Annotated in this window: 20 protein-coding genes; 12 read left to right on the top strand and 8 right to left on the bottom strand. The window is 67.0% G+C overall.

Going from position 1 to position 23391, the window contains the following annotated elements; translation table 11 throughout:
- Positions 1–101 precede the first annotated feature (101 nt).
- From ACPPVX_RS14775 to ACPPVX_RS14790, 4 genes are all read left to right on the top strand, one after another.
- A complete protein-coding gene (locus ACPPVX_RS14775) occupies positions 102–1064 on the top strand; it encodes a hypothetical protein (protein ID WP_426571327.1) in 963 nt (320 codons plus the stop codon).
- Positions 1065–1317: 253 nt separating this feature from the next.
- Positions 1318–2694, top strand: coding sequence for a hypothetical protein (locus ACPPVX_RS14780; RefSeq protein WP_426571328.1), 1377 nt, complete (start codon positions 1318–1320; stop codon positions 2692–2694).
- Positions 2691–5264, top strand: coding sequence for a hypothetical protein (locus ACPPVX_RS14785; RefSeq protein WP_426571329.1), 2574 nt, complete (start codon positions 2691–2693; stop codon positions 5262–5264). The genes ACPPVX_RS14780 and ACPPVX_RS14785 overlap by 4 nt, the downstream gene beginning before the upstream one ends.
- Positions 5265–5727: 463 nt before the next feature.
- On the top strand, positions 5728–7263 hold the full coding sequence (locus ACPPVX_RS14790) for an SIR2 family protein (RefSeq protein ID WP_426571330.1): 1536 nt from the start codon (positions 5728–5730) through the stop codon (positions 7261–7263).
- 94 nt (positions 7264–7357) lie between these two features.
- On the opposite strand, the gene ACPPVX_RS14795 is transcribed toward ACPPVX_RS14790, so the two are convergent.
- From ACPPVX_RS14795 to ACPPVX_RS14810, 4 genes are all read right to left on the bottom strand, one after another.
- Entirely contained in the window at positions 7358–8482 is a 1125-nt protein-coding gene (locus ACPPVX_RS14795; RefSeq protein ID WP_426571331.1) for a phospholipid scramblase-related protein, read from the bottom strand.
- Positions 8483–8738: 256 nt separating this feature from the next.
- Positions 8739–9023, bottom strand: coding sequence for a hypothetical protein (locus ACPPVX_RS14800; RefSeq protein ID WP_426571332.1), 285 nt, complete (start codon positions 9021–9023; stop codon positions 8739–8741).
- A 120-nt stretch (positions 9024–9143) separates the two neighbouring features.
- On the bottom strand, positions 9144–9554 hold the full coding sequence (locus tag ACPPVX_RS14805; protein WP_426571333.1) for a T3SS (YopN, CesT) and YbjN peptide-binding chaperone 1: 411 nt from the start codon (positions 9552–9554) through the stop codon (positions 9144–9146).
- Positions 9555–9592: 38 nt separating this feature from the next.
- A complete protein-coding gene (locus ACPPVX_RS14810) occupies positions 9593–10048 on the bottom strand; it encodes a hypothetical protein (RefSeq protein ID WP_426571334.1) in 456 nt (151 codons plus the stop codon).
- Positions 10049–10237: 189 nt separating this feature from the next.
- On the opposite strand from ACPPVX_RS14810, the gene ACPPVX_RS14815 reads away from it, so the two are divergent.
- From ACPPVX_RS14815 to ACPPVX_RS14825, 3 genes are all read left to right on the top strand, one after another.
- A complete protein-coding gene (locus ACPPVX_RS14815) occupies positions 10238–10738 on the top strand; it encodes an NYN domain-containing protein (RefSeq protein WP_426571335.1) in 501 nt (166 codons plus the stop codon).
- The gene (locus ACPPVX_RS14820) at positions 10738–11682 is read left to right on the top strand and encodes a lecithin retinol acyltransferase family protein (RefSeq protein ID WP_426571336.1); all 945 of its coding nucleotides are present in this window, start codon (positions 10738–10740) and stop codon (positions 11680–11682) included. The genes ACPPVX_RS14815 and ACPPVX_RS14820 overlap by 1 nt, the downstream gene beginning before the upstream one ends.
- Before the next feature lie 688 nt (positions 11683–12370).
- Entirely contained in the window at positions 12371–13087 is a 717-nt protein-coding gene (locus ACPPVX_RS14825; RefSeq protein ID WP_426571337.1) for an HNH endonuclease family protein, read from the top strand.
- A 50-nt stretch (positions 13088–13137) separates the two neighbouring features.
- On the opposite strand, the gene ACPPVX_RS14830 is transcribed toward ACPPVX_RS14825, so the two are convergent.
- Positions 13138–13515: an NINE protein gene (locus tag ACPPVX_RS14830; protein WP_426571338.1), complete on the bottom strand. Its 378-nt coding sequence runs from the start codon at positions 13513–13515 to the stop codon at positions 13138–13140.
- 466 nt (positions 13516–13981) lie between these two features.
- On the opposite strand from ACPPVX_RS14830, the gene ACPPVX_RS14835 reads away from it, so the two are divergent.
- From ACPPVX_RS14835 to ACPPVX_RS14845, 3 genes are read left to right on the top strand one after another with little or no spacing between them, the layout of a single operon-like run.
- The gene (locus tag ACPPVX_RS14835) at positions 13982–15403 is read left to right on the top strand and encodes a hypothetical protein (RefSeq protein ID WP_426571339.1); all 1422 of its coding nucleotides are present in this window, start codon (positions 13982–13984) and stop codon (positions 15401–15403) included.
- Positions 15400–15984: a hypothetical protein gene (locus tag ACPPVX_RS14840; protein ID WP_426571340.1), complete on the top strand. Its 585-nt coding sequence runs from the start codon at positions 15400–15402 to the stop codon at positions 15982–15984. Before ACPPVX_RS14835 ends, ACPPVX_RS14840 begins: the two co-directional genes overlap by 4 nt.
- A gap of 7 nt (positions 15985–15991) precedes the next feature.
- Complete coding sequence (locus tag ACPPVX_RS14845) at positions 15992–16405, top strand: hypothetical protein (protein ID WP_426571341.1); 414 nt, start codon at positions 15992–15994, stop codon at positions 16403–16405.
- On the opposite strand, the gene ACPPVX_RS14850 is transcribed toward ACPPVX_RS14845, so the two are convergent.
- The 3 genes from ACPPVX_RS14850 to ACPPVX_RS14860 are packed head-to-tail and all read right to left on the bottom strand — an operon-like array spanning position 16361 to position 20090.
- Positions 16361–18487, bottom strand: a complete 2127-nt coding sequence (locus ACPPVX_RS14850; RefSeq protein ID WP_426571342.1) for a hypothetical protein — start codon at positions 18485–18487, stop codon at positions 16361–16363. The genes ACPPVX_RS14845 and ACPPVX_RS14850 overlap by 45 nt on opposite strands.
- On the bottom strand, positions 18487–19230 hold the full coding sequence (locus ACPPVX_RS14855) for a hypothetical protein (RefSeq protein WP_426571343.1): 744 nt from the start codon (positions 19228–19230) through the stop codon (positions 18487–18489). Before ACPPVX_RS14855 ends, ACPPVX_RS14850 begins: the two co-directional genes overlap by 1 nt.
- A gap of 29 nt (positions 19231–19259) precedes the next feature.
- Entirely contained in the window at positions 19260–20090 is an 831-nt protein-coding gene (locus ACPPVX_RS14860) for a vWA domain-containing protein (protein ID WP_426571344.1), read from the bottom strand.
- Between the two features lie 200 nt (positions 20091–20290).
- Between ACPPVX_RS14860 and ACPPVX_RS14865 the strand changes: the two genes are divergently transcribed.
- A complete protein-coding gene (locus ACPPVX_RS14865; protein ID WP_426571345.1) occupies positions 20291–20530 on the top strand; it encodes a hypothetical protein in 240 nt (79 codons plus the stop codon).
- Complete coding sequence (locus ACPPVX_RS14870; protein WP_426571346.1) at positions 20530–23379, top strand: vWA domain-containing protein; 2850 nt, start codon at positions 20530–20532, stop codon at positions 23377–23379. The genes ACPPVX_RS14865 and ACPPVX_RS14870 overlap by 1 nt, the downstream gene beginning before the upstream one ends.
- Positions 23380–23391 lie beyond the last annotated feature (12 nt).

A 23391-nucleotide genomic window follows, 5' to 3' on the forward strand; every position in this document is an offset into this window, starting at 1 on the left:
GGGTGCGGCACGGGTCACGGACGCCAGCGGACTCGCACGGGTTGCGGGAGAGCCTGTACACGCAGTGTGGGCGTAACAACAGTCAGACGACGGAGGGACCCATGGCAACACGTTTCATCGAGGGGCCAGGGATCTGGTCGGACATCACGGAAGTCTGCCGCGGCAGCTCACGCGTGGTCGCCGCGGTCGCGTTCGTCGGTGCTCAAGCGCCGGCCCTCCTACCGCTGAAGTCGGGCGACCTGCTGATTGTGAACGCGTCAAAGCAAAGCCTGCTTGCGCGTGCGACCAATCCGGAAGCACTCGCCACGTACGTGGACCGGGGCGTCACCGTGCGCTCCTCATCGACGCTGCACGCCAAGGTCGTGGCGGCGAGTCGCCGTGCGGTGATCGGTTCGGCAAACGCCTCGACTCATTCCGACCAGCTGCTCGAGGCAGCAGTCGTCACGACGGACACCGAACTGATCCGCGAGGCGCGGGCCTTCGTGCTCTCGGTCCAGCCTGACGAGGATGTCGACGATCTGTTCCTGACCGAGGCCCGACGAATCTGGGCGATGGGGCGAAACGGTGGACCGCCTGGGAGCGGCGATCGGGAGCAACTCGACTCCTCGTTCCTACCCGAGGGGCCCTTCCGTCTCTGGTTGTCGGCCGACCGTGCGGAGGATGAACTGGGACCAGAGGATCAAGCGGCGTTTGCAGCGACGACCCGAAGGAACCGTCGTGGCTTCCCGGCCGCGCGCTTCACGCTCGACTGGGAGAGCAGCGCCTTGGGTGACGAGTACCGACGTGGTGACGTGATCCTCCACGTGTGGGGCGAGGGCGAGGCCCGAACGGTTGGACGCCCGTGGGTCGTTGTGACTGACCCGATCAAGCGGACACGAAGGCGGAGCCAGTTCCAGGTGTTGCGATCTCGCGTGGCCGATGAGGACCGGCCACTCAGCTCTGTTCTTGATGCCCTTCGAAGTAGCGATGTGTTGGTGTCCTTCACGAGATCGCACGTTGTTCGCAATGCGGTCGCCCGGAGGACCCTGTTGGGTCTTTGGGGACTCGACCTCGACGAGAGATGACCTTCAAGGTTCGTCGAAGATGCCGTTCGGCCAGTCCTGGAACCACCGACACGGCTCCAGGGCCCGCCAGCCGGGGTGATCGCTGCGGCCTACCATCGGCTCCGGCGAGTGTGGAGGGGTCGGCGTGTCAGTGGGCGAACTGAACGGTCTGGACTCGGGTCCGGCTCACGACGAGGGGCCAGGGTGGGCTCGCAAGGGCCTCGAGATTCGCGCCGGTCGGTTCCCGCTCTCAGTTGAGGCGCACCTGCTGAATATGACCGCGAAGCTGGTCCCTGGCGCGACCACCGTCACCATCAACGCCCGCTACTACGCCCTGCACGGCCTGGTCGCGCTCGAGGCAGACCAACGGGGCCTCGGGCTCGCTGATGCCTATGACCTGCTTCGTCGCTGCGAAGTCGTGGTCGGTGGAGCGTCGATCGCGCACCCCGACGACGTGGCGGGGACGCCACACGGGTACGACGCCATCAAGCCCCGTTACGACCAGGACGGATTCCTCGATGTGGCGAAGCTCGCCACCCCCGGCGGCTACTCGAAGCCGAAGACCGGATTCCTGAACCCTTACCTCGGCAGCGAACTCACCCTTAAGATCCTTGGTGACACGGCGCTGGCCCCGGGGTCACGCCTCGACGAGCCCGCTCTTCGCCGGGGCTTCGATGGCCTGTTCGACCTCGCAGCCCAAGATCAGGTGTCGACAGACGATCTGGCGAACCATGCGAACTTGGCGATCGGCTCAGCCAACAACGACCATGACGGCCGTTGGCTGAAGCGGGTGCTGTGCTCGGTGGCGGTCAGCGACCCGGTCAAGATTGACGACACGAGACGCGGGACCGTGCGCCTGTTGTGCCGTGCCGCGCAGGCCGAGAACCCCATCAAGCTTGTCGATGCGTTCAGAGACCTTGTCGCGTTCGGCGATCTCAGCGAGGACCCTGTGGCCGCATCAGTTCCCGAAGCACAGGCCTGGCGTGGAGCGCTGTTTCGTCATGACTCCGTGGGAGCGTGGCGTCTCCTCTGGGGATGGATGGTCGACCAGATCCGGGTCGTCACCCCACCATCCGAGCTTCAGGAGGTCTTGGCTGCAGCGCTCCCCGCCGGCACGCTCGGCGACTTCTTGAACGACCTTCCCGCGACCATGGACGGTGCGGACCCACTCGACGCCGAGGGCCACATCCGATCTCTCGACCTATCGGTCCCGAACGAGTGCCTGTCGCTGCTCGCGCTTGGCGCCAAGAGATCCAGCGAGCTGGAGGGCACAGCACGGACCGCCCTGGTCGGTGACCAGCGGCGAGCCCTCGTCCTCAGCCCACTGTGGTTGGCGTCATGGATCAACGATCGGCGCACGTGGGCCATGGCCGAGGTCGCGGCCGAACTGGTGACGGTGCTGCTCGACCGAAGTCGACGAATCGCCATGGGCAAGCTCCGTCCGCAGAGCGACGGAACGGTGTGGCTCCCCACTCGGGTCCAGGAACACGCCGGGCTCCTCGTTGCAGTTGGACGCGAAGGAAGCGGCAATGTCGGCCTGCGCCTCGCCCAGTTGGCCGGCATCCTCGAGGTACTCGGGGTGTTGGAGCGAGCGGACGATCACTGGGGTGTGACGTCCGAGGGCATTGAGCTGTTGGACCTGCCCGCATGACTGAAGCGATCATCCCGACCCCGCTCGGGCTGCTGGCCCGAGAAGCGTTCCAGGGCGACCGTGAACTCGAAGAGATCTTGATCTTCACGTTCAACCACGACCTTGGCTACTTCGAACGGATGGCACTGTCGCTGGCTCACCAGACCGGTGCACGCATCACGGTCGTCGCGGACGCAGGGGTTGCCCACCACGACCTCTACGCCGTCAAACGCGCCGGAACCGCATATCTGCCTGGCCTCGCCACCTGCTCGGGTTCATTCCACCCAAAGATCATCGTGCTCGCCGGCAGCGACACCGCAACGGTTGCCGTGGGGTCCGGCAACCTGTCTGCCTCAGGCTGGCAAGGAAACGACGAGCTCTGGTCGATCCATCACGCCAACCAGATCTCCGCCAGCCCGGTCGTGGCTCAAACCGCACAATGGCTGCGCGACCTCAGCACCGTCGTCCGCGTCGGCCAGGGAGTCACCGCCGCGATGGAACGCACCGCCGCCCGCCTCGATGAAGTCTCGACAGGTGACGGCCCCGCCTATCTCGTCACCACCCTGCCCATGCCGATCATCGACCAACTCCCGGCTGGCTCAGTCGATGAATTGCTCCTCTACGCCCCGTTCCACGACCCCAACGGTGAGGCGGTCGCTCGGCTCATCGAGCACTTCACTCCCGAAATCGTTCGCGTGGCGATCCAGCCGAAGCTCACCCGATTGGACCCGGTCGAACTCGAACGGGTGCTCCGCCCTGGTGACGAGGTTGTCGAGCTGGACGACTCGACCTACCGCCACGGAAAGCTCATCGAATGGTCCACCCCGCAAGGTCGCTGGGCGCTGACCGGGAGCCCCAACCTCTCGCGGGCCGCGCTCCTCACCACCACAGGGACTGGCGGAAACGTTGAGGTCGGTGTTGTTGCGCCGATCGCCGAGTCGCTCTTCCCGATCGGCAAGCCGTTCGAGCGGACGAAGCTCAGCTCACTGCCCAAGGTCCCTCCGATCGGCACCCAAGCCAAAGGGTTCCCGCTGCTGTCAGCAGTGCTCGAGGCCGGATCCCTCAAGCTCGTCTTCGGACGGCCCCTCGCCCAGGAGTCAACCGTCGAAGCCTCCCTCGCTCAGGATTCACCTGACCACTGGAAGACCATCGGCACCGCACCCACCGGGGCGATTGACTTGGTGCTGAGCGCCGAGACCATCACCGGCGGGGCACGCATTCGCCTCCGCCTCCCTGACGGCGTCACGTCGTCGGTGGCATTTGTCGCCGACCCTCTCCGCCTCCTGCGCCGCCGGTCGTCGTTCCGTTCCGGTACACGAGTACCGGACCTGCCGTCGATCTTCTCTGATCCCGCCGTCGCTGAACAGCTTTGGAAGGTCATCGACGAGCTCAAGATCCAAGGCACAGGGGCGGCACCGTCGATCCCGAAGGAAGCGGGCACCAGCACGACCGGGACCTTCGACGTCGGCGACTGGGAGGAGTACCTGGATCGCTGCCAAGGCCGCTTCGGTGCGCCACTCTTGGCGTTCGCGCTCGGCCTTCCGATCCCCGCAACCAATCACGGCACAGTCATGTCAATCGACTGGGATGAAGATGTCGCCGGCGACGAGATCGGAGGTCTCGACGACGACACCGCCGACGACGAGGCCACTGGAGACCAGCCATGGGACCCGGCAACGTTCTCGTTGACGAAAGCCCAGGCAAAAGAACGTAAGCGGTTCCGCGACACCGCCAGCAAACTCGTCAAGAACTGGACTGACCCCGAGCCCGTGCAACGCCTCCTGGCCTTGCGGTTCGCCCTCATGGTGGCCGCTGGCCACGCATGGGACGCAGACGACCACGACTGGGCACCGCTCATTCTCTCTGCTGTCCGTGGCCTCGACATCGCCGACCCAGACCCCAACTACGAAGCGGCCGCCGGCAGCCTCGCCGCGCTAAGCCTGTCCGTCGTCGAGTCCGCACTCCGGCGCTTCGACCCGACTGTGCTGAACCACGATTTCAAGAAGACCGCCGCCTCCGTCAGCCACCTCCTCGTCGCAGCCGAATGTGACCTCATCGACGAGTACTCCACGGGACTCCACAGATGGCTCCCCGCGTACAGCGACCCCGAAGTCGTGCTCGACATGTGCGATCGGCTCGTTGCAGCAGACCCGCTCTCCGACGCCGTGTCACATCTGATCGGACTTGGCATCAGGGTCTCCACCGATGGGGGCCTCGTCGATGTGCACCCGGGTGGCACCGAACCACTCCATGTCGCCTTCGAGCTCCTGGCCGCCGCCGAAGCACCGTCGCCCCTACTCATCCGCACTCATGGCGACGACCACACCGCGTATGTGATCTGGTCTCGACCAGAGCTCGTCGTCATCCGACCCGCGAAGACCCCGGGCCTGCTGATGGCGAACAGCTACCGCTATGTCAGCCAGCCCGCTCTGATCAACGACCTACGAATCGAAACCCGTCCAAACTCGGACCGAGGCATCGGCCTCACCCCCGCAGGCAAGCCGCTTCCCGCAACTGTCGACGCTGTCCTGGAGGAACTCGGGCTCTCATCGTTGGATGGGGTCCGAGCAACCATCGCTGGCATCGGATGACCAGGCGCAGCGTTTCGGAGGCGAGCCCCGGGCGTGCGGCCGTTTGTATGTGTGCCGGATTCGGTCGCTCGGTATCGTGCCGAAATTCACACGGGGGAGGTGGCATGAGCGCCGAGGTCGCGCCAGCAGGTTGGTATCAAGACCCATATGTAGTAGCAGCGGCAGGCTCGACGTGGTTCCACAGGCAGCCGTTGGAGGACTCGGTAGTCGGCGGAACATGCGATGGCTTCGCCCCGACGGCGACTACTCAGCCCTCCGAGACCTGGGCTACGCACGAACTGCTGCGGCCACCACGGTCGATCCTCCAGCCAACCCAACAGCTATCAGCGACGTGACGCCGCCGCACCACGGACAAGACGAGCACGACGACATCCGTGACCCTGCCGACGTCGCAGTTCCCCCAGTCGACGGCCGAACCCGTCGGAGCAGTGGGGGAGGGCATCTGTTCGTCGCATCCGGGGACGTGACGCGCTTGCACTGCGACGCCTGGTTGTTGCCGACCGACGATTGGATGTCTACCGCGGGTGACTTCACCACTGTCATCGAAGCCGCTGAAGCCCAGAAGGACATTGAGCCCTGGGCCGACGAGGAACAGTTCCGTGCGCTTCCCACATCAGATGCTGCGGATCCGCAGGTGTGGCTCGGCCGAATCGGTGGACTCGACCAGCCCGCATCTTGGTACGCGGACTGCGCGGAGCAGTTCATCGAGGCGGCGGCCGCCAGCGCCCATGTGCGTGGCGCCAGTGGGCGAGCCGTTCCGCTGTTGGCGATGCCGGTGCTGGGTACCCGCTACGGCGGCGGCCGATGGGACGAGAAGGGCCAGATCCTCGAAGCGCTGATCGAACGCATCCGTAGCGCAGCCCGGACTCGCGACGTGGACGTTGTCCTGGTGACCTGGGGAGAAGACGCGGCACGTTCGCGGGCCATGTACGCCGCTGCACAACGCGCCCGCCAGCGTGTCCTCGCCGCCACCCCCGACGTTGCCGACTGGGACCTCGGCCCGAACACACCGGCACTGGAGGATGCGGCCGTACGCCTCGCAGGGCTCGCGCGCTCTGGCCGCCTCGTTCTGTTCTTGGGCGCCGGTGTATCAGCTGGTGCCGGTCTTCCGACGTGGCAGCACCTCATCGACGAACTCGCTCGTGCCGCCGATCTCGACGAGGACTCCATCGAGTCCCTGCACCGCTTCGACCTACGGGACCAAGCAACGATCGTGATGCAGGACTCCGACGACGGCCGAGACCAGATCGTCCAGGCCCTCGACACAGCCCACTACCCGCTGACCGGAGCGCTCCTCGCGTCGCTCCCGACGACCGAGGCGATCACCACCAACTACGACGGACTCTTCGAAGCAGCGGTCGAGGCATGTCACCAAGACCTGGTGGTACTGCCCTACTCAGCGGTGTCAGAGGCGGGTCAACGTTGGCTGCTCAAGCTGCATGGAAGCGTCGGCCGATCAGGAGTCGACATCGTCCTCACCCGTGACGACTACCTTGCGGCACCCTCTCGTCACGCCGCGCTGTTCGGATTGGTGCAGGCCATGTTGCTCACCCGCCACATGCTGTTCGTCGGCTACTCGCTAGGCGACGAGGACTTCCACAAGATCGTCCACGAGGTACGCACCGCCCAGTCGTCAGCATCCGAAGGTGGGGGGTCGGTGCTCGGGTCGGCATTGGTGCTCGCGGACGATCCCCTTCAAGCGAGGTTGTGGTCCGGGACCATCTCCGTGGTGCCCACCGGCCCAAGGGTCACCATCGGCGACGACGGGGATGCCGAAAGCGTGGCTGTCGCCGCCCGCACGTTGCAGATCTTCCTCGACCGAGTCGCGTTCCTAGCCGCGGACATGACGGGCTTCCTCCTCGACCCCGACTTCGCTGGGCTCCTGAACGAATCCGAACGCAAGGTCGCCGAAGGCCTATCAAACCTGGCGGGCCTCGCGGTCGGCGATCAGGCCCTCGCCGAGAAGCTCCGCGACCTGCTGCGCCGCTTCGGCGGATAGCTCATCGGGGGCGTTGATCGCCGAATTCAAGAATTTCCGAGCGGCCGCAGTGTCTCTTGGTTGATGCGAGCGCGTCGATGGCCTGGCCGTTCCCTTACTCCCTCAGTTCGACGTCGATAGCTAAGGCCGCGGCGATGACCAGGGTGCGCAGCGGGTCCGCCAACGGGCGGTTTATGACCAAGACGTAGTGGTCCGCGTTGGTGAACGATTTGGCGAGGCCCTCCCAGGTTCTCGTGATGCGACCGACTGCGAGCTCCTCATCATCACGGATGCTGAACGCACGCTCGGCGGAGCCGTCGGTCCGGATCGATCCGAGGCGGCGGCCACCGGCCTCTAAGGCGAACCGGGCGCGGCCGACGTCATCGACCTTGTGCAGGCCCACGAGCACGGGCACCCGCGCCCCGTGTGCCGCCGCTCCGGCCGCTAGGCCTTTGACGCCGCCGAGGGCACGGCGAGCCATCTTTGGCCCGTACACAACACCGAAGGCACCTGCCGTGTCGATCAACTCCCCCACGAGGCCCGTCGACTCCTGGCGGATCAGGCCGATGGGACCATGAGGCCCCTCGACCCGTAGCTGTCCCTTCGTACCGAACCATCCCGTCTCAGATCGGCCCATCTTGAGCAACATGTGGCCTTGCGTGTCCATGATCTGGAACCGGCGCTCTCGATCCCTCTCGCTGGTTCCGCTCAGGCGTACGCCGAGCTCGGTCCCGATATCGACGCCGACCTCCTCGATCGTGCCGAGCTGGACACCGTCTTGTCGAAAGATGGCGTACTCCGAGGTGGACCGCAGCACGCGCGCCTTCTGGTTGAACACAAGCACCTGTTCCGTGAACAGGGTGCCACCGTGAGAATCGTCCGGGGAGGCCGGGGCGCCAGCACGGCGGACCTGCTTTGGGACCCCCTTCTTCTTCGAGATCCGAGGCGATGGCGCCTCTGGCTCGTCTACCTGGCTGCTGATCGGCGTACTCCACGCGAGTTGACCGGTCCACTGGGCGCCGTCCCAGTAGCGCTGGCCACCGCTCCCCATGGTGTCTGCGTACCAACCCGGCGGCGGCTGCCCCCCGGATGGCCGGGCGATGGATGGATCCCCCAGGTCATCGACGGCTTGGCGGCCTCCGGTGGCGACGCCGCTCGTCCACCGGCTGCCATCCCAGTGGCGGTGCTCGTATCGACCTGAAGGATCCGCGTACCAGCCCGCTGGGGTCACGTCCGCCACTTGGCGAGGCTACCCACGCATGCTCCAGCGGGCGGCGTGTGCCGCCGACGAGTTGGTCGTAAAGCTGCGCAATCTTCGGTGGAGGGGAGAACGTGACAGGAGACAGAAGACCATCGTCCCGGTGGGGACGTTTACGACGGGCGCAACCAGTACGCCCGTCGTGCCGATGGACGACACCGTGGGGCCGTCTCGCTAAGCGAGGTGCGAAGTACCCGAGCCGCGTTGGCGGATCAGCCGATGTCGCCGACGTGGATGGCTACCCGCTGTTCCAGATCGCCCGGCCACCCATGGATTGGTTCGAGACGATGGCCACGCTGATGATCGAGGGGCGGGTGGTCTTCCGATCGGTCAGATCGTGCCGGAATGATTCAGGGTCAGGGGGAGCGTGGCGAGCGCCGCCCACCCCGGCGGCAACCAACGCCTCTGCCATCGCGATGGTGGCCTTCGGCGGTCTCAAAGCACGGTCGTCGCAATGGCGCTCTGCGGCGTTGTCCAGGATCGCCTCGACGCGGCGGTGGCGGGCTTGGGCGAGGGAGGTCACGCCCGGTTCGGTCTCGAGACAGGGTGGGCGCCTCGGCACTATCCGGACCGAGAGCACCGACCACTGGGACTTCGCCGTTCAAACTGCGGCCCCTAGTCGGCCGAGGACGCCGACTTGGGTCTAGGAGTCCTCGTAGGACAAGACGCCGCCGAACTGGCCGAGGAGGAGGTCGTCGTAGTGGTCGGCGACGGCTGCGACTGTGTCGCATGCAGCGACGAGCTCCTCGGGATCGAGGGTGGCTGCGAGGTGCTCGGTCGCGACGTAGACGGTGTCGCCCCGCCAGAACAACCGCACGGAAGCAACCGCTGCGTTGATCTCGTTGAGCTCGTGGAGCAGTTGTGGGGTCTCGTCGACCTCCCGCAGGATCGGCGAGAAGACGCGCAGCATCGGCGGAGTCCCAGACAGCAGCCGCAAGTAGACCGCGGCCGAGCCGCTGCGGAACCACACCGGTTGGTCCTGCACTCCTTCCGGCGCGCCGAGTGCCAGGTGCTCTTCGATGAGATCACGCAAACGCGTGGCAAGCCCGTCCATCCCGCCTCCCCCTTGTGTGGGAGAACCTTACCGGACCATCAGCCGGCCTTGCCGGGCTGACCCGGGCGCAGCAGGTGCCGGCGTCGGGCTTCTTTGATCCAGCGGTGTGCCGTGGAGGCCGGCACCTCGTGACGCTCGGCCAGGTCGGCGGCCGGTCTGCTGGACGATGCCGCCAGCGCGCCGTACTCGCGCGCGATGGACGCGTAGAAGGAGTCAGGCCGACCTCGGCGGACCGCGCCGACCTCGTCCGGCGTGCCTGGCGGTGGTGTCTCCCAGCCGCCGGTGCCGTCCGGCGCTGCCCCTCCGGACGTGCGGATCCGCGTCTCGGTCGCGCCGCCGGAGGTTGGGGGCGTCGCCCAACCGCCCAACTGGGCGTTGGCACACGCTTCGATGCGCCCCAGGGGTATGGCCCGGAGGACCTCGCCGTTGACGGCCCCCTCGACCCGGAGGCTGCTGATGGCCATTCGGCCGCCACCGGTCTCCACGACCTTCACCAGGACCTCGACGCTCGGCGCCGGGTCGGGTCGCCACCGGTACCAGCCGTCGTTCTGCGGGAGCAGTGTGCCTGACATCACGGAAATCCTACCGGTTCCGGGAACAAAACGTTGACATCTGCGAACTTAGACGTCTAAATATGCATATCTAGTCATTCGCCAACGTGGCGAGGGCAGGGGGAGAACACGATGAAGACCGCACTCCATCCACCGCAGCGGGCGATGCACCTGCTGGACATCGAGTACTTGGTCGGCGGCCCAGCCAAGGCCGAGGGCGCCGACGTCCAGGGCCTGGTGACCCAGTTCCGCTCCACCGCCGAATGGCACGGCAATGACCTGATGATCGGCGCAGCGTCGCACTGGTGCTACCAGCGCCTCGCGTTCGACATGCCCTCCGATGTCCGCTTCCTCCCGGCCGGCGGTGGCCCTGATGCCGCCGATCTCCAGCTGCTGGGCGAGATCGACCCCGTCTGGGTCGCGGAGCGAGCCGACCGGGTGGTCGTGGGGAGCGGCGACCACATCTTCGAGGACCTCATCATCGACCTCCGGAACGAGGGGGTCGAGGTCTGGGCCGTCGGGCATCGCCACAACATGGCGCGTCGTCTGCAGATGGTGGCCGACGAGGTCCGGTTCCTGCCCTTCGATCCCGACCCGGCCGTGTGCCTCGATTCTCAGGTGGAGGCGGCGTGATGGCGGGTGCGAACGATGCCCAGCAGCCACGGTCGAACCCGCCGGGGATGACGCCGACCCCAGGCGACCACGTCTACGTCCGCCGCGCCGGGTACATCCACCACGGCATCGTCGGCCGATCGGGGGAGGTCATCCACTTCGCAGGTGGGAGCGGTGAGCTCAAGGTCGGAGCCGTCATTTGCCGGTGCAGCTTGGCCGAGTTCGCCAGTGGTTCGAGGGTCTGCGTGCGGTCCTACGGAAAGCGCGACGCGATCGAGGTCATCGTCGAGCGGGCGGAATCATCGCTCGGCGAGGGTGGCTACCACCTCGTCAACAACAACTGCGAGCACTTCGCCACCTGGTGCAGCACAGGTCGGCGCCGCAGCCGCCAGGTCAGCACCGTGAAGAGCACGTCCGCTGTTGGCGTGGTGCAAGGGGTGGGCGTTGCCACGACCGTCGGCGCGGTGACCACCGCCGGCGTGGTCGGTGGCGTCAGCGGCCCAGGCATCATGTCGGGGCTTGCGGCAGCAGGCTTCGGCGGAGCCGTCGGCGGCATCATCTCGCTTGGCCTCGTGCCCGGCGCCGCATCGGTCCTGACCATGCAGGTGGCACTGCGAGACGACGAGTGCTTGCCTGACGAAGATCGAGCCGCCCGTAGCGACGGGCGCAAGGCCTCGGTGGCGGGAGTGGCGGCGGGGAGCGGCGGCGCATTCGTTGCCGTGGGCGCTGCCGGCGTGTCCGGGCTGAGTGCCGCCGGCATCACGTCGGGCCTCGCTGCGATCGGTGGAGTCGTCGGAGGCGGGATGCTGGCAGGAACCGTCGTCCTCGTCGCCGCCCCTGCGGCCGCCGCCGTGGGTGCTGGCTACGGCGGCTACCGGGCTTCCCGCTGGCTTCGCCGGCGCAGCACAGGAAGGTCGCCATCGAACGGTGAAGCTCACATCGATGAGTCGCCAAGCGATGGCTGATGAACCTCGGCCGCTCCTGAGAAGCAAAGTCGTGCGACGCCCCGGGAGCGCCCGGTTGCGCGAACGGAGTGCCCCGAGCGACCCGTCGCCGCTGCCGGGCGACTTCGCATCTCCGCCCGGGACCGATTCGACGAGCCGAACAACTCGGCTCGTCACGACGGAACTCCTCGGGTACTTCGCTGGACGACCTATCCCGGGCCTCCTTCACCAGGGGTGACCCAGGATCGGGTGTCCAACACGCGGGTCAGCTCCAGGGCGGTGGCACGGGACGGAGCTCGTTAGTTCGGGTCCCAGCACGGCGGCGGGTGCACGTGGGGGAGGCGTGCATCGCAGAGGACGGCCCAGCCAGCTTCTCCACCGACCTGCGGGGTAGCGGTGGAGTCGCTTCGATGAAGGGTTCCGTTGAGTGGGGGCTGTGCGCATAGCCTGATCTGGTGCGGGTGGGGACGACTGGCTAGGCGCGTCGGTCTCTGACTCGCGCCGCCTGGCGAAGCGACGAAGTCAATGTGAGGGGGAGGGCATGGATCTACCAGATGGGGACCGCTCGTGGATCGTCCTCCCAGGTGACCCGCAAGGTGACAGGCCGCCGGGTGGCTCATCCCGTCCTTCCCGTCCCCGGCCGCTCCGGCCGAGGACGTCGAGAGCCAAGATCGTCGGCGGCGCGGTTGCGTTGCTCATGCTCGTTGGGGTGCTCGTCGCCTTCAAGTCCCATGGCCAGATCGACGATGGAGCTGCGGCCGCGACTACCCAGGTGCGCTCCCAGGTCGTGACTACTACCGGGACCGTCGTGGCCGCCGACGGGACGCCCACCCCGACCACATCGGCCGCACGACCTGGACTCGATTCAACGAACATGTCGGTGGCGTTCGCGGCGCTCGACCGGCTCGTGGTTGCTCCAGCAGACCCGACGATCCCGAAGTACGACCGACACGCATTTAGTGGTGGGGAATGGAGCTACGACCCCTCCACCGGGTGCAACACGCGTGAGCTCGTCCTGATCCAGGAATCGCTCGATCCTCCGGTGGTCAACGACCGATGCCACCCGCTCAGTGGACGGTGGTATTCGCGGTACGACGGCGTGATCACGACGGACCCGACGGACCTGCAGATCGACCATCTGGTCCCGGTCGCCGATGTGTGGCGTTCCGGCGCCTATCGGTGGACCGACGAGAGACGCGCGGCGTATTACAACGACCTCGACGATTCAGCGACGCTCGTCGCGGTCACGTCGCGCCTCAATACCGCGAAGTCAGACTCCACCCCCGACGAATGGCTTCCACCTGATCCCGACGCGATCTGCGCCTACGTCAGCGACTGGGTTGCAGTGAAGGCCCGATGGAAGCTCTCGGTGACGCCCGCAGAGAAGGCCGTCCTCGTCCAGAAGGTCCAGGGCTGCAGGCCTTAGCGGCTGGCAGGCACCCTCGGCGCCGACGGACCCCAAGGCAGCCTCGATCGTCAGGCGAGCGGCTGGCCGTTGGAGTCCTTGATGCGGCCGGTGAAGATCAAGATGGCTTCGACCAGCGCCCAGATCGCGGTGATCGGAAGCAGAAGTCCGAAGCTCAGGATCGTGAGCAACAACATGGTCAACCCGAGACCGGTGTAGCCCAGGTAGAACCGGTGGATCCCCAAAGTTCCGAGGAACAGCGCAAGGAGGCCGGCCCCGAGCTTCGACTTCGGCTGCCCGGGAACGAACTGCCCCGCCGGGGCGGGCGCGTACGTCTGCGGGGCGGGCGGGCGCACGGCCTGCTGAACGGTCGTGATCGCTGCCTGCGGTGCGGGCGCGACCTGGACCGGTAGGGCCTCGGGCGGGTACCAGAGGTTGTCGGTCGCCAACCACCAACCCGCGTCGGCGGGCTGGTAGTCGACCGGTGGGCGGTTCATGGGTTGAGGAACCTTCGGGGCTGGAGCGGGTGCAGCCGCCGGCGCGGGTGGAGGTGCCAGTGCCGGTGGCGGTGGCGGTACTGGCGGTGGGCTGAGGGGCAGGGTGGGCGGCGCGGGTTGCGTTCGGTCGGACCCCGCCACGTAGGGAGGTGGAACCTTCCAGCCCTGCTGCTCTCCTGCCTCGATCGGGTCCTCTCTTGATGACATCTGCGAACCCCTTTGCCCGTCTTGACGGCAGCAGTATCGCACGTGCACTGCCGCCTGTTTCGAACTCGTTCCGCCGAATTTGCGGTGATCGGCCAGGTCCGGAGCGCCTCCCAACCGCCGTGTCAGGGACTCGGAGGTTCCGTAATAGAGTGCTGTCGCCGTCCCGGCGCGCTTGACGCACGAGGACGAGGACAGGGCGAGGGTGGGGGCTATGGCGATCACGGATGCGCAGACATCTACGTACGGGTACGTCGCGGAGCGCGGTGAGCTGCGTCCATCGGGACCCGATGTCGCATCAACCCGTGAGCTCCTCGCCGAGCTCATCGACAGTCCCTATCTGGTCCAGCGCAAGGATGCGTTGGCGCAGGTGTCCCAGGCGCTCGGGTCCGCCGATGCTCAGGCTTGGGCGCGCGTCGATCTCGGGCTGGTGTTCTCTGATGACTCCGTCGTCGATCCGTTGTCCGACTGGGCGGGGCGCCGGGTAATCCACGCAGAGAACGCCCGGAACATCTCGATTCTCGCCCCCCTGCTCATCACTTGGTACGGGATCGCCACCGCCACGTGGGCCTATGGGCGGCGCCTCGACCAAGATGCGACCGCGGCACGCCGCCCGTTCATCCAGCTATGGGAGCAGGGATTCGACCACACCGCGCCCTGGTGGGTCCCGACCTTCTCATTCATCGGTCTCCTCGACTTCATCGCCATCGGAGTGGTGATCGCCCTCAGCATCCGGGTGGCGTCTCGCCGTCACCGCCTCGAGGTCGATATCCCAGAGAGCGAAGCTCAGGTTCGCAACAAGCTGCGCGCGGCGCTCGCCCAGGTTGCCGTGCTCCTGGCTCGGGATTCGCTGGACTCGCCGTCGCACTTCAACGACACCATGACCACCGTTGCTAAGCGCATGGAATCGACCGAGGCCCGCTTGGTGTCGGTGGCCTCCGAAGCGCGAAAGGTGCTCGAGGACGCCACCGGCGTCCTCGGACAGGTCGGCGACGTGGCCGAACGACTCGTCGGTGCCGCGGGTGAGTTCAGCGTCGGGCTGCGTTCGGTGGAGACTGTGCTCGACCAGACCCGGGTGGAGTTGCGCGGGATCGCATCGAACGATGTCGACCTGGCCCGAGCCGTCGCCACCAGCGTCGGCAAGCTCGCGGAGAGCGGAGCTTCCATGAGCTCAAGCACCGACAGCCTCGTGCTCGCCGCGCAAGGCATCGGACGGGACTTCAGTGCCGGCTCGAATGCCTCGGACCATATGGTCGAAGCGGCCACCCGGACCTCCGACGCGTTCACCGCAGCAACGGACAAGCTGGTCGAAGTCTCCTCGCTCGTCACCAAGCTCGACGCCTACAACGTTCAGCTTGATGAGATCCTCCAGCAATCGGGCTCGTCTGCCAAGGACATGAGCAAGGCGGCTGGAGAGGCGAGGGAGGTCGCGGATTCCGTATCCCGGGCGATCGGCAGCGATATCGAGGCTTTGCCAAACGAGCTGCAGCGTGTCGTCCAGCACCTGCAGGAGGTCATCGACGGCCAAGCCCTTGCCTTCGCCGATGTTCTGGAACAGGCCGAGCGCCGTCGAGCGGCGAAACCCAAGGGCCTCCGTCGCCTGCGCTTCTGGCACAAGGGCAGCAGCGGCCAGTGAAGCTCCGACCGGAGCGTGCGGGTGCCGATCCGATGGGCCTTGTGGGCTGGGTGTTCGCCGACCTGATGCTTGCTCTCGTCGTGGTCTTCCTCGCCACCCAGCCCGGCGACCCGCGGGCGGGCGCCGAGCCCAAGCCACAGGCGACGACCACCACCTCGACCACGACCACCGCGCCGCCGACGACCACCACCACGAAGCCCCAAGCTCCACCGAGCGTCGATGCCAACTACATCTGCATCAGGGTCCAGACCAACCCGGGACAGGTCACGGCCGGGTCCGCTGAGGTGGACCGGGTGGCTGCAGAAGTCCAACAGAAGCTCGAGGCCGTCGGACTCAAGGATCGCAGGGCGGGCATCGTGTTGATCTTTGGGGTGGCCGGCGACCCTGGGCCCGGGAAGCGATACGCGCAACTGTTCAACGATCTGGTGATCCCGAAGGTGTCGGGTCCATTCGTCGGCTCGGCCCGCCGGCTGTTTTGGGGGTCGGGCAAGGGCCAGTTCGCCGACGGCTCGATCGAGCTCAACATCTATCCGCTCGTCGGACCGGGTGAGCCCCGGCTCCCGGCCGCATCCGAATGCTGAGGTCGACATGACCACGCCTGATCGACCGTCGAACCGTGCCGACGATGCCGGTCTGGGCACGCAGCTCGGCCGGATCGAGGACCGCCTGGTCAACATCGAGCCGCGGCTGCTCAAGCCGGATGATGTCGATCGCCTGCTCGAGGCGACCGAAGGCCTACGTCGTGAGATGGAGGCGCTTCGTCGGCTCGACTCGGGATCTCGGATGCTCGAGATCGAGGAGTCGCTGAGAGGCCAACTCAACGTGATGCGCCAGCTGGGAGACCAGTGGGCCGAGCTTGTCAACCCACAGCTCAAAGCGGGCCGGTTGCACGATCTCAATCGAGCGGTTGACGACCTGAGCGCTCGACTCCAGAAGGCCACCTACATGGTGGTCGTCTCATACCTCCTCGTGTTGGTTCTCGCCGTCGCGCTGCTGCGCTGACTCGTCATCGGGCTTCCAAAGCAGCCGCAGCATCCACCACGACCAGCCGTGAGCGCCGGCCCGATCGAAGGCCGCCCCTGCCTCCCGCTCCGTACGGCGAGCCGCCGCCGCTACAGCGCGTGCCGTGGTGCGGTCCTGGGCCGCCGACTGGGCTGCCGTCGTCACCCGCACCCGAAGCTCGTCGATCCGAGCACTGATCTCGGCAACATCCCGAGCGGCTTCGACATCGAGGTGCCTCCGAGCGGCCGCAGCCTTCGTCCGGACGTCGGTCTCACGCTCGGCCAGCTCGATCAACGGATCGGTCATTGCCGATGCCGTCTCCAACTGGTCGCGAAGCAGCGCAGGGTCGGTGCCCCACAACGTGGGATCGACCTCGGTCCTCCATAGCCCCAGCACCCGGGCCTGGGCCGGGCTCAGTTCCACTGTCGATCCACGGCCGCGTCCCCGACCGACCCGTATCGGGCGGTCCGGTCGCGCCGACCCCCAGGTGACGTCCGCCGCCGTGACGACACCCACGCCGGCCAGTGCAGCCACCAGCGCCGCGTCGATCCCCGACAGACGAGCATCGGCGATCCACGCCGCGGCGAACGCCTCGGCCTGGCGGCGCTGTTGCGCTGCCAACACCTCATGTGTCGCCTGGTCCCGAAGGCGGATCAGGAGGTCTCGACGCGAGGCGAGCACCTCCTCGATCCCAGCGCGTTCCCGCTCGTCAATTGCCGCCTTGGCCTCCTCGCACCAACGCCTGACGTCAGCTCTCCGCGCAAGCAGCTCGTCCCGTTCCCGCCGCCCGGCTTCGAGCGTGCCGCGCACCTTCGCGTCGGCGGCAGCCGCTGCCTGTACGCAGGTGACCCGACGAGACGCGGCCTCCCGACGTGCCATGCGCTCCTGGGCAAGATCCCGGTGAGCGCGGCTCGCCAGGTACGAGAGCGATCCCGCAACGCTGATCAGCGCCGCTCCACCCAGCAGGGCCAACGGCCCGACGACGAGCACCGAGGCCGCAGCGGCCACCGCCACCAATCGGAGGGTGAGCCGCAGCAGCCATGGATCTGCCTCGACCGCCAGCGGACCGTGGCTGCCGGTACCGGGTGACGGATCGGACGTGGGGAGCGTGACCTCGACATCCGCGTCGAGCTGGCCCAGATCGATGTCGATAAACGCCATGCCAGGCCCCCCGATCCCCTCGAAGCTGGGGAAGGCACCGGGGTCGAGAGGTCGCAGATCCTCCGCTGCCACCCGGCCGACGGTGCGCAGCTGTTCCGCCACAGCTCGAACGGTTGGCAAGCGGTGCGCTGCCAGTGACTCGATGATCGGCGAGGACGTCAGATCGACGTGATCGCGTTCACCGAGCAGCAGCCGGTCGTCTCCCGCTCCATCGGGGCCGAACAGGAGGCTTGGATCCCACGCCACGGCCACAAGCGATCCGTAGATGATCCAGGCGGAGTACCGATCTATCGTCGGGCCCCAGACGGCGGATCGCCCGGGGGGTTGGTACGCGGGATGTCCGGATTCGCACGGTCCGGCCGCGGCGAGCGCAGGGACGTACATGCCGTCGTAGTCGACGAGGACCAACTCGTCGTCCTCCGTCACGAGGATGTTGCCGTGCTGGAGGTCGCCGTGGGCGATTCCGACTGCCTCGAGCTCACTGACGACCGTGGCGAACCGGGCAGCGACCGCGGCGACCCGAGCCTGATCCCACAGGTTCGACCGGAGCCACTCCAAGAGGTCATCTCCGTCCGCCCACTCCATCTTCAGCAGCGGCCACTCACCGGAGGGAAGGCGGATCCCATGGGGCTGGAGCTCGACGCTTCGGCTCCAGCGCGCACCGAGGCGGTCCAGCGTGGACGCGATCGCCTGATACCGAACAGCCCGCTCGAGCCCCGGCTGGATGAAGCACTTCACTGCCCAGCGGCCCTCACCCGACGTGGCCTCGAACACGACCGCGTTCGCACCCGAGAGCGCCTGGGGAAGATCGAAGGTGTCGGTTCGAATGTCCGTGGCGGCCAGCTGAGGGTCCAGAAGCGTGTCGCGTCGGTTCGCAATGCCGGTGGTGAGGTCGACGCGGGTGGGCCAGCTGAGGTCCATCAGTGCACGGCAACCCGCACGATGGTGCTGTCGTCGTCTTTCATGCGCCCGTCACGCCGCTCCCGCTCCAACCACGCCGACATGCCGGCACGGCCGCCGTCGACCGACCGGTCGAGGGCACCGAGGGGGTCCTCGCCAGCTTCTCGGGTAGCGAGCGCCCACCCCGCTACCGCGTCGGTCACGAGGTACAGGACGTCACCGGCCTCGACCCGGCCCTCCCAGGTGTTGAGCGTGGGAAGGTCGGACAGATCGATCGCGCCTTCGGCTCGCACCAGATCGGGGAACGAGCTGAGTTCCTGTGCGCTGGTGACCGGAAACGAAGCCCGCAACCGCGGTCCGCGGCGGACCAGCAGGCACGAATCGCCCACCGCCCACGCCCGCACCGAACCCTCAACCAACTCCATCCCCACGACGGTGGCGAAGGTCCCGCGGGCGAGTGCGCCCTCCTCGAGCCACGAGAGACCATCCTCCCCATGCCGACGACGGAAGTCGACGAGGTGCTGCGGCCAACCCCGACGCGCGGCGGCGAGCGCGTCTGACAGTCCAGCCCCAACCGGATCAGCACAGAAATGGTGGCAGAGCAGACCTGCCCACTGACCCCCCAGCAGCGACTCAGTGGCCCCGTCGGCGATCGCGACTCGCACAGGGATCTCGAGCTCCTGTTCCGGCCAGGGGGCGCGCAGCATGGCGGCCTGCGCAGCGTCCTCGCACTCGTCGTCGGCCCGGCCGCTCTTGGGAGCCATCGCTGCGGAGACGGTGACCCGACGTGTACTCATCGGAGGTCGAGTGCCCGAGTGCCGATATCGAGGAACTTCACCAGGGTGACCAGGTCCGCGTTGTAGGCGAACCCTCGCGATCGGTCATCGACATCGAAGCCCGAGGCAGACGCGAGCACGCGCATCGGGCTCGGCAGCACCGAGCTCGCCCGGAACAAGGATCGCGCGGCACTATCCGGAAGCCGATCCTCCCGATCGGGGAACACCCGGGACTGGGCCGCCGACGAGCCGAGGTGAAGGTTGAAGAGCAAGGCGGCGCCATCTCGGCCACCGAGCCCGGTCACCGCCGCTGCCGCATCCATCGGGTCGCCATCGGTGGCATCGCCGTCGGTCACATTCAGCACGATCGGCGGAAAGGAGTCCGGGTGCAGCCGGATGAACCGCTGGGCGAGAGACGCAGCGAACTGCAGGGCCAGGCACATCCGTGTTCCACCATCAGCCTTTGGCTGCACCCAGATGGGGACCCGCCGTGGCATTGCGGCATCGCCGAGCCGCTCGACATGCTCCTCGATACGGAATGGGTGCGCGGCGATGGAGGAGATCGGTACGAGGTCCATGCCCTCCAGATGCCCGGCGAACGCCGATGACACATGCGAGCCGTACCCGACGACGGCGACCTCGAAGTAGTCCTCGGTACCCCTTGCCTTCGCGCATCGAATGCACAGTTCGTAGAGCATGTCGTTGACGACCTCTGCGACGAGGTCGCTCTTGAAGCGAACACGACCGAACTCGTCAGGGTCGCCGAGCGGGTCCCCCATGGAGGCGGATTGATCCACGAGCAGGATGATGCATGCCGGGTTGGATCTCGAGATTGCTGCTGCGTACACGCCCCGCCACCCTGATTTCGACCGCCCGTTGGGTGAGCCGCAGAGTAGCGGCCCCGATTCGGTAACCGAGTGTTCACTCGGGGACTACCTCAAGTTCAGGTATGGTCTGGATCGTGGTGGAACCGATGGCGGGCGAGGGACGGATACAGCGCGCGGCTGCCCCTGTGTGGATACTGATTGCCGCGGGCGGAACGGCGGCGGTGTCGCTGCTTCTCCTGTTCGGGAGCGGCGACCTGGCGCACCTGCTGGGCTGGGCCTTCGGGAGCATCGTCACGATCTTGCTCGTTGCGCTCTACCGGCTGGGAGACCGGCGGGCCAGCGCTAGTCCTTGGTACTCGCCGTCGCCGATCGCAGACCGCATCGCGATGGCGCTGCTCCTGGTGGGGCTCGCGTCCGCCATGGTCCACGCGTACGCCGTGGCTCATGGAGCAGCAATCTGATGCGCCGAGCGGCCCTTCTCCTCGCGGCGGGCCTCTGCGCACTGGCATCGCTCACGCCGGCGGCCCCGGCACAGGCCCAGCAGGCTCCCGCTGCATCTGAATCGCAGCTGCGTCCGCTCGCCGATTGCCTCCGCAACCAAGGGCGGCTCGCCGCCCTGCTCGTCATCGATCAGTCGGGCAGCCTCCGCGATACCGATCCCGGCGACACTCGCGTCACGGGTCTCGAAGCCGCCATCTCCGGCCTGACCGAGCTCACCGCAGGCGAAGCTGGCAAGGAGGTCTCCGTCGGCATCGCAGGCTTCGACGAGGGCTACCAAAGCGTTGCGCCCTTCACGGCGCTCACGACTGGGAGCCTCAAGGACCTGCGCAACAAGGCGCAAGGGTTCGCAGACCACGACCAAGGCTTCGACACCGACTACGTCGCTGCGTTCGAAGGTGCGCAACACGCAGTCAACGAGCAGGCGATCCGGATGGACCCCGATGGCCAGAACCCGGTGTGTCGCATGGTCATGGTCTTCACCGATGGCAAGTTCGACATCGAGGACAGGCTCACCGACACCCAACAACGCAAGCACGGCACATCGAAGCCGTGGGCTCCCGAGGCAGATCTCACCACCTCAGGCTCGGGCCACCAGCTCGTCGAGCTGGGAAAGAAGCGGCTCTGCGATCCGGGCGGCATCGTGGATCAAGGCCGGACCAGCGAGATCTTCACTGCCGTCGTGGCGCTTGAGACCCAGATCGAACCGGTGGACCGCGACCTCCTGCGGTCGATCGCCTCGGGCCAATCCGGATCCACCACCTGTGGCACCCCCGGGAAAGACGCACGGACCTCTGGCGCCTACCTGGCGGCGGCGAACGTCGATTCCCTGATCGCCGCCCTTCTCGAGGTATCGACCGCTCAGCCGCCCGTCCCCCCCGGCCTGGAGGACATCGGTACCTGCCCGCAAGACGACGTCACCTGTGATGCCGGTACCAAGTGGTTCAAGCTCGACGCCTCGCTGTCGAAGTTCAACCTCCTCGCCCTCACCTCGGACCCGAACGTCAACGTGGTGCTCACCGGGCCCGACGGCGATCAGGTCACGGTGGGTCGCGACGGCAGCGGGACCGCAGACGCCAGCGCAGCGTCGCTGCACTGGACCTGGTTGTCCTCGACAGCGGTCCTCGTCACTGGAAACCTGCCGAGCTCGCCGACGACCTGGGCCGGCACCTGGAAGGTGTCGTTCGTAGATCCCACCGGCGCCGGCGCTTCATCCGGCAACCGGGTGGCGATCTACATCTTCGGTGACCTCCAGGCTGAGCTCGTGCAGCCGGCGCAGCTCCGCAAGGGCGAACCCGGCACGTTCGAGGTCCGCCTGGTCAACGCCGCCGGTCAGCCCCGCACACCGGCTGCGTTCACGGAGGGCTCGCAGCTCACCGCGACCATCTCCGTTCCGGGAGCCAAGCCATCGGCGGTGCCGCTCGATCGACAACCAGATGGCACCTTCAAGGGGCGCTTCACCCCCGATAAGAACCTCGAAGGGTCAAGCGCCGAGCTCCACCTCGAGGTGCAACTGCGAACGAGCTATGGCGTGGACCTCCCGCCGGTGGGCACCGACTTCGCCATCCCGTTGGCCAATCCATCCGGCTTCCCGCAGATCATGATCCCCGGAGGTGAGCTCCGCCTGAGCGGCATCGACGGCGAGGGGATCGCAAAGGGAACCATGCGGCTGGCAGCCGACAAGGACGGGGCCGGCTGCGCGTGGCTCTCCGACGACAAGGCGACATCAACCCCAGAATCGGTGAAGTCAGTCGCGCTCACCACCTCGCTCGGATCGGACGAATCCGGATGCACCAAGGTCCGCGCCTCGCAAGCGATTGGCGTGGCCGTTAGCGCCGACCCGAAGGGGACGGGCAACGGAGCAGTGGTCGGCGAGATCCAGGTACGCCTCAAGAACGCCACCACCGGTGAGGTCCGCACAGAAGTCGTGCCCTACCGGTTCACGATGACGAGGCCCATCGACCGCAAGAAGGAAGCTGGCATCCTCGGCGGACTCATCCTTCTGGGCCTGGCCATCCCGGTCGGGATCTTGTACCTGATCAACTTCCTCAGCCGTCGATTTGAGCCTTCAGACGCCGTGCGATGCATCCGGGTCCCAGTGGTGGTGACTGATCACGATGTCGTCCGAGCCGACGGAGGCACGGTGCTGCTTCCCGGCGAAGAGGTCCGGCTCGTCCAGGTGGCGCGGGCGCGGGTGTTCGAGGCACCCGGACTGCGCTTCGCGGCTCGGATGCCACCCCTCCCGTTCTCTGCTGTGTACGGGGAGGTGACCAGCCAGGACGGCCAGCTCCTGGTGGCTGACCGTGGGATGCGGAAGGGCGCCACTGCCGGCTTTGTCAGCTTGGGTCTGGGCGGCACGTGGGTGCTGACGCTCGACAGTGCCGACGATGAGTCTGTCAACGGAACATTGGTCTGCTTCTTCACCGACGAGTCGTACCAAGCCCAGCAGGAACGAATGACCGAGAAGATCGGCCGGCGTCTGCCTGACCTTCGCAAGTCGCTTGCTGCACTGGTCGTTGCCGGCACCGCCAACGACCCTGTCAACGACGGCCCGATCGATGGGCCTCCTGCCCAACGGGTTCCTCCGGTCCCAGCGCTTCCGCCGTTGCCGCCGCTGCCTGGTGAGAGCAGCCCCGGATCGATCAGCCTCCCGGGAGATCGGCCGGTGGGTACCCCGTTCCGCGATGACGCAACAGCAGAGCCCCGACGCCGCTTCGGCCGCCGGTCGAAGGGCGACACGCCCACCCCCGCCACACCTGGTCCGAACCTGGATGTGCCGGCAGGGCCGCCCGGCTTCGACCTGCCCGACTGATCTCGTAACCCC

The sequence above is a fragment of the Aquihabitans sp. McL0605 genome, assembly GCF_049993875.1.
Lineage (GTDB): Bacteria > Actinomycetota > Acidimicrobiia > Acidimicrobiales > Iamiaceae > Aquihabitans.

Bases quoted from the DNA above. Each gene is read 5' to 3' on its own strand.
- ACPPVX_RS14835 (WP_426571339.1), top strand. From the start codon at position 13,982: ATGGCGATCACGGATGCGCAGACATCTACGTACGGGTACGTCGCGGAG.
- ACPPVX_RS14775 (WP_426571327.1), top strand. From the start codon at position 102: ATGGCAACACGTTTCATCGAGGGGCCAGGGATCTGGTCGGACATCACG.
- ACPPVX_RS14785 (WP_426571329.1), top strand. From the start codon at position 2,691: ATGACTGAAGCGATCATCCCGACCCCGCTCGGGCTGCTGGCCCGAGAA.
- ACPPVX_RS14855 (WP_426571343.1), bottom strand. From the start codon at position 19,230: ATGGCTCCCAAGAGCGGCCGGGCCGACGACGAGTGCGAGGACGCTGCG.
- ACPPVX_RS14780 (WP_426571328.1), top strand. From the start codon at position 1,318: ATGACCGCGAAGCTGGTCCCTGGCGCGACCACCGTCACCATCAACGCC.
- ACPPVX_RS14845 (WP_426571341.1), top strand. From the start codon at position 15,992: ATGACCACGCCTGATCGACCGTCGAACCGTGCCGACGATGCCGGTCTG.
- ACPPVX_RS14820 (WP_426571336.1), top strand. From the start codon at position 10,738: ATGGCGGGTGCGAACGATGCCCAGCAGCCACGGTCGAACCCGCCGGGG.
- ACPPVX_RS14870 (WP_426571346.1), top strand. From the start codon at position 20,530: ATGCGCCGAGCGGCCCTTCTCCTCGCGGCGGGCCTCTGCGCACTGGCA.
- ACPPVX_RS14815 (WP_426571335.1), top strand. From the start codon at position 10,238: ATGAAGACCGCACTCCATCCACCGCAGCGGGCGATGCACCTGCTGGAC.
- ACPPVX_RS14805 (WP_426571333.1), bottom strand. From the start codon at position 9,554: ATGGACGGGCTTGCCACGCGTTTGCGTGATCTCATCGAAGAGCACCTG.
- ACPPVX_RS14850 (WP_426571342.1), bottom strand. From the start codon at position 18,487: ATGGACCTCAGCTGGCCCACCCGCGTCGACCTCACCACCGGCATTGCG.